This is a genomic window from Micromonospora sp. NPDC050795 (genome assembly GCF_044456785.1).
Classification (GTDB): Bacteria; Actinomycetota; Actinomycetes; order Mycobacteriales; family Micromonosporaceae; genus Micromonospora.
In genome coordinates, this window is the sequence record NZ_JBITGE010000078.1 from 1 (window position 1) to 4,302 (window position 4,302).

Consider the following 4,302-nt stretch of genomic DNA (forward strand, 5'->3'; position numbering starts at 1 on the left):
CTCGGCCGTTCGGGGGGTGTAACCGAGGCGGCCTGCCGGGTGTTCCCGGCGGCGGCCCGGCCATTGTGGTGCTCGGCCGTTCGGGGATGTAACCGAGGCGGCCTGCCGTGTGTTCCCGGTGGCTGCCGTTCCGGCCGATCGGTGTCGCAACCGTGGCGGCCTGCCGGGTGTTCCCGGGGCCGGCGCCCTACGACTCGACGGGCGCGGTGGTCTGCCATGTATAACGACCCCGGCCGGCCGCCGATTCCGCCGCCGGGGTGGCCCCGACCACCCGACACGCGAGGCCGAACCCGACAAACCGCCCACCTCGCCGGCCAAGCGAACGCTGGCCACCACCTGCGAGCCTGCCAGCGCCCCGACATGCCGGCCAGGCCAACATGATCCACTCGGGTTCCTGGAAGTCGCGGTGTCCCGCTGCCCGGGATGCCCCGGCATCATGAAACCTGAGTGGATCATGTTCGCGTGCACGGTTTGGTGTCCCGAGATCGGCCTGGTCGGGTCACGGTGTAGTGCGGTCGGGCCTGGTCGGGGTCGCAGTGCGAACCCGGCGCAAGATCGTGCTTGATCCACGAAACAGGGCCTTCCTCGTGCCACGAGACCACTGCATCAAGGATCGAGCACGATCTCGCGGACTTTGGGCAGGGCACCGGAAAGCTCGCCCTGAACGCCGTCGCGTGAGGAGGGCGGCTGTTCGTCAACGCCGGGCCAGCGTCGATCAAGGAGTTGTGGTGGGTGACAAAATGCTCCGTAGTGGCCGAACCGGGCACCACAACTCCATGATCGACGCTGGCAGGGCAGGGGGTGGCACGCGCGGGCGGGCGGCGCGGGCGGGGTGGTTCCGACGTGCGGGTGGGGCAGCCCGAACGTGTCGGACTGCCCCACCCGGGAGCGCGAAGATGAAATCAGAACCCGAGGACGCTCCGCCCGCCGACAACCGGCAGTCGCAGTTCGCTGTCGTTCGGGGCGACCCGCAGTTCGGTGCCGCCCAACGGCAGGAGGGTGTACTCCTGGTCGCTGGAGAAGACGACCACGCCGATCCGGTGTCCCGCCGGGAAGATGTAGTCCTTCGGCTCCATGGTCCACCGGTAGTCGTACAGCTTGCCCTGGCGCACCGGCGACGTTCGAGCGACGCTCTTGCGGTTCTGCGGGTCCATCCAACCTCGCGTCACCACGGTCGGGGCTGCGGTCGACCCGGCCGGGCCGTAGTCGACCAGGTACGCGGTGAGGTTCGCGTCCGGCTTGTTGTCGATCGCCATCCGCAGTCGCATCTCCGGACGCCCGGAGATGCGCACGCTCTGCGTCAGCTCGGGGGAGCGGTAGGCGAGTCGGTTGGCGCTCGCGGTGTCCGGGTTGGACACCAGGGTGTCCGGGTGGATGGTCCGGCCCTCGTCGACGAAGCTCTGCTGCACAGGGGTCTTCGGCGGCTTGCCGGTGGTGAGCGTGCCGGGTGCGGTGGTGTCGGTCGCGGCGAAGCGCAGCCCGACCTCCCGCGCCGACGGGTCGGGCCAGTTGGCGTACGTGGTGTAGGCGCGGTCCTCGCGCTGGAGCACCGCCGTCGGCTCGTCCATGATGCCGTTGCGCACGTTCCACAGCCAGAAGTCGAACCAGCGGTTCTCGGTCTGCTTGTACGTCCACGTCTGCCCACCGGGCAGGGTCACCGACGCGCTGCTGCCCGGACCACCGTGGCCGCCCTGGTGCAGCCAGATCTTGCGGGGGACGTCGCGCTTGGCGAGCTGGTCCCACCAGCCGGCGAAGTGCTCGGTCTTCACGTTCCAGTCGTTGAGGCCGTGCACGACGAAGACGCTGGCCTTGACGTCGCGGGCGTCGAGGTAGTCGCGATCCTGCCAGAACTTCGAGTAGTCGCCGGTGATCCGGTCCTGCTTGGCGGTGATGTCCGCGAGCTCGTCGGCGCAGGGCCCCTCGGCGCGCGCCTGCCCGGCGGTGTACTGGGCCAGGATGTCGAGGTCCTCGCCCTGGAACGTCCCGGGCGCGACCACCAGGCCGTTGGCCCGGTAGTAGTCGTACCAGCTGCTGATCGCGGAGACCGGCACGATGGTCTTGAGCCCCTTGACGCCGGTGGTGGCCACCTGGTTGGGCAGTGTCCCGTTGTAGGAGACACCGGTCATGCCGACCGCGCCGGTGGTCCAGCCGGCGGTGACCGGGGCGCCGTTGGCGTCGTACCCCTTGGCCCGGCCGTTGAGCCAGTCGATGACCGCCTTGGTGCCGAGCGTCTCGGCCTGGTCCCCGCTGGTCGGGCAGCCGTCGGAGTCGCCGGTGCCGACGCTCTGGCCGAGCACCACCGCGTACCCGCGGGGTACGTAGTAGTCGTCCAGCGAGCCGGGCAGGTTGGCCTTCGCCTGGGCCCGTTGCGTGCCGGCGTCGAGGGCGCGACGCCCGTTGCGGTCGGTCAGGCCGTTCTGCGGCAGGTCGTCGACCAGCACGCTCGGGTACGGCACGTCACCCCAGGTGCCCTTGCGGTACGGGCTGTGCTCGAAGATGACAGGCACCTTGAAGCCCTGCGTGGCGGTCTCCCGGGGCCGGGAGATGTCGATCGCCACCCGGTCGGGCTGACCGTCGTGGTCGGTGTCCACCGGGGTCTGGACGAACACCCGCTCCTCGATCGCGTCGGCGAGCGAGAACACCGGTTGGGTTATGCCGTCGCTGACCACGATGCCGGTGGGCGTGGTGGGCGTGGGCGGAGCCGCGGCCGCGGGTGGGGCTGCGCTGAGGACCAGAGCACCGGATACGCCGAGGCTCAGGAGGACCAGATGACGGGGTCGACGCATGCGCGTCTCCCTTCGGTTGGGCTGGTTGCCGGGGGTCGGCAGGGGCCAATCTCGAAGATCCATTCGTGGTCATGCTAGGTCCGCCGCGGCGTTCCGTCGATCCCGTCGGCTGTCCACCGTGGTCGGTCAGGGAGTCGGTGGCGTCACCGCGATGATCAGGTGGGCGCGCTGGTCGCTGGCGTTGCGGTAGAGGTGCGCGAGGCGCGAGTCGAAGGTGACCGACTCGCCGGCGGTGAGGGTGTACGACTCACCGCCGATCTCGGCGACGACAGCGCCGCTGATGACGATCGCGCATTCGGTCGACGGGTGCGCCCACGGTTCGGCGGAGCTGGCGTCGCCGGGTGCGAGGTGGGCCTGGAGCACTTCCAGGTCGCCGCGGCCGGGGGTGAGTCGTTCGTAGGTGATCTGGCCGGGTGGCGCGGCCAGCCTGGTCCGGGCGCCGACGCGGCTGACGTGCACCGGTGGCGCCTCGGGCTCGGAGAACAGCTCGGCGATCGAGGTGTCGAAGACCTGGGCGAGTTTGCGCAGGGTGGAGAGGCTGGGGTCGGTGGCGCCGTTCTCGATCTGGCTGAGCAGGGCGGGGGACACGTCGGCGGCTGTGGCGAGCTGACGCAGCGTGAGGGAGTGCTGCTGACGCAGGTCGCGGAGTCGGTCACCGAGCATGTGTCCTCGTTCCAAAAACAGTGTGGCTGAATCTTGATTGACCAAACTATACGGGCCTGTTTAGGATCGCTAAACATCAGCCGGCAATGTTCGACTCAAGTGAACAAGCCGCACCGAGGCGCGAACCGGACGCCTGCAGCCCGGTTTACATCCAACCCCGAGACGACGCCCCCGAGAAACCCGCGACGCCGTCATCCCATCAGCCCGGCCGATGGGTGGTGTCGCCCGCCGGACGTCGACGCCCCGCGGATCCCGCACGGCGGGCCGCGCGATACGAAGGTAGGAACAGCATGTCGGTGTCTCCCCGCCGGCTCCTCGCCGGAGCGTCCGCTCTGGCGACGCTGGCCGTCCTCGCCGTCAGCGCCTGTAGCGCCGGCGGCAGTGGTGGAAACGCGAACGGCACGGCCAAGACCCTCACCGTGAACACCTCGTTCGTGCTCAAGACCCTCGACCCCGGCCGGGTCTACGAGGCAACCGGTCTGACCGCCGTACACGCCCTCTACGACACCCTGCTCACCTTCAAGGGTTCGGATGTGAGTAAGCCGGTGCCCGCGCTGGCCGAGTCGTACCAGGCGTCGCCGGATGCCACAACGTTCACCTTCAAGCTGCGCCAGGGCGTGACGTTCGCCGACGGCAGCCCGCTCACCGCCGACGACGTCGTCTTCTCGCTGAACCGCCTGAAGAACATCAAGGCCAGCCCCGCGGTCACCGTCAGCGGACTGACAGTGACCAAGACCGACGACAGCACGGTCGTTGTCGCCTAGACGAGTAAGTCCTAACGACCCCGGGGTGTGGGCATAGACGAAGGGTGTTGAAGATCTGTTTGTGACGACAGACCTCAACACCCTTCTGA

3 protein-coding genes are annotated in these 4,302 nt (G+C 69.0%); 1 reads left to right on the forward strand and 2 read right to left on the reverse strand.

The features are described 5' to 3' along the window. Positions 1 to 902 precede the first annotated feature (902 nt). Positions 903 to 2,786: a Xaa-Pro dipeptidyl-peptidase gene (locus ACIBEF_RS31980; RefSeq protein ID WP_396797154.1), complete on the reverse strand. Its 1,884-nt coding sequence runs from the start codon at positions 2,784 to 2,786 to the stop codon at positions 903 to 905. Positions 2,787 to 2,912: 126 nt separating this feature from the next. Then, a complete protein-coding gene (locus ACIBEF_RS31985; RefSeq protein WP_357208222.1) occupies positions 2,913 to 3,449 on the reverse strand; it encodes a helix-turn-helix domain-containing protein in 537 nt (178 codons plus the stop codon). Between the two features lie 290 nt (positions 3,450 to 3,739). On the opposite strand from ACIBEF_RS31985, the gene ACIBEF_RS31990 reads away from it, so the two are divergent. Next, complete coding sequence (locus ACIBEF_RS31990) at positions 3,740 to 4,213, forward strand: ABC transporter substrate-binding protein (protein ID WP_396797155.1); 474 nt, start codon at positions 3,740 to 3,742, stop codon at positions 4,211 to 4,213. The last annotated feature ends 89 nt before the right edge of the window (positions 4,214 to 4,302 follow it).

Bases quoted from the DNA above. Each gene is read 5' to 3' on its own strand.
- ACIBEF_RS31980 (WP_396797154.1), bottom strand. From the start codon at position 2,786: ATGCGTCGACCCCGTCATCTGGTCCTCCTGAGCCTCGGCGTATCCGGT.
- ACIBEF_RS31990 (WP_396797155.1), top strand. From the start codon at position 3,740: ATGTCGGTGTCTCCCCGCCGGCTCCTCGCCGGAGCGTCCGCTCTGGCG.
- ACIBEF_RS31985 (WP_357208222.1), bottom strand. From the start codon at position 3,449: ATGCTCGGTGACCGACTCCGCGACCTGCGTCAGCAGCACTCCCTCACG.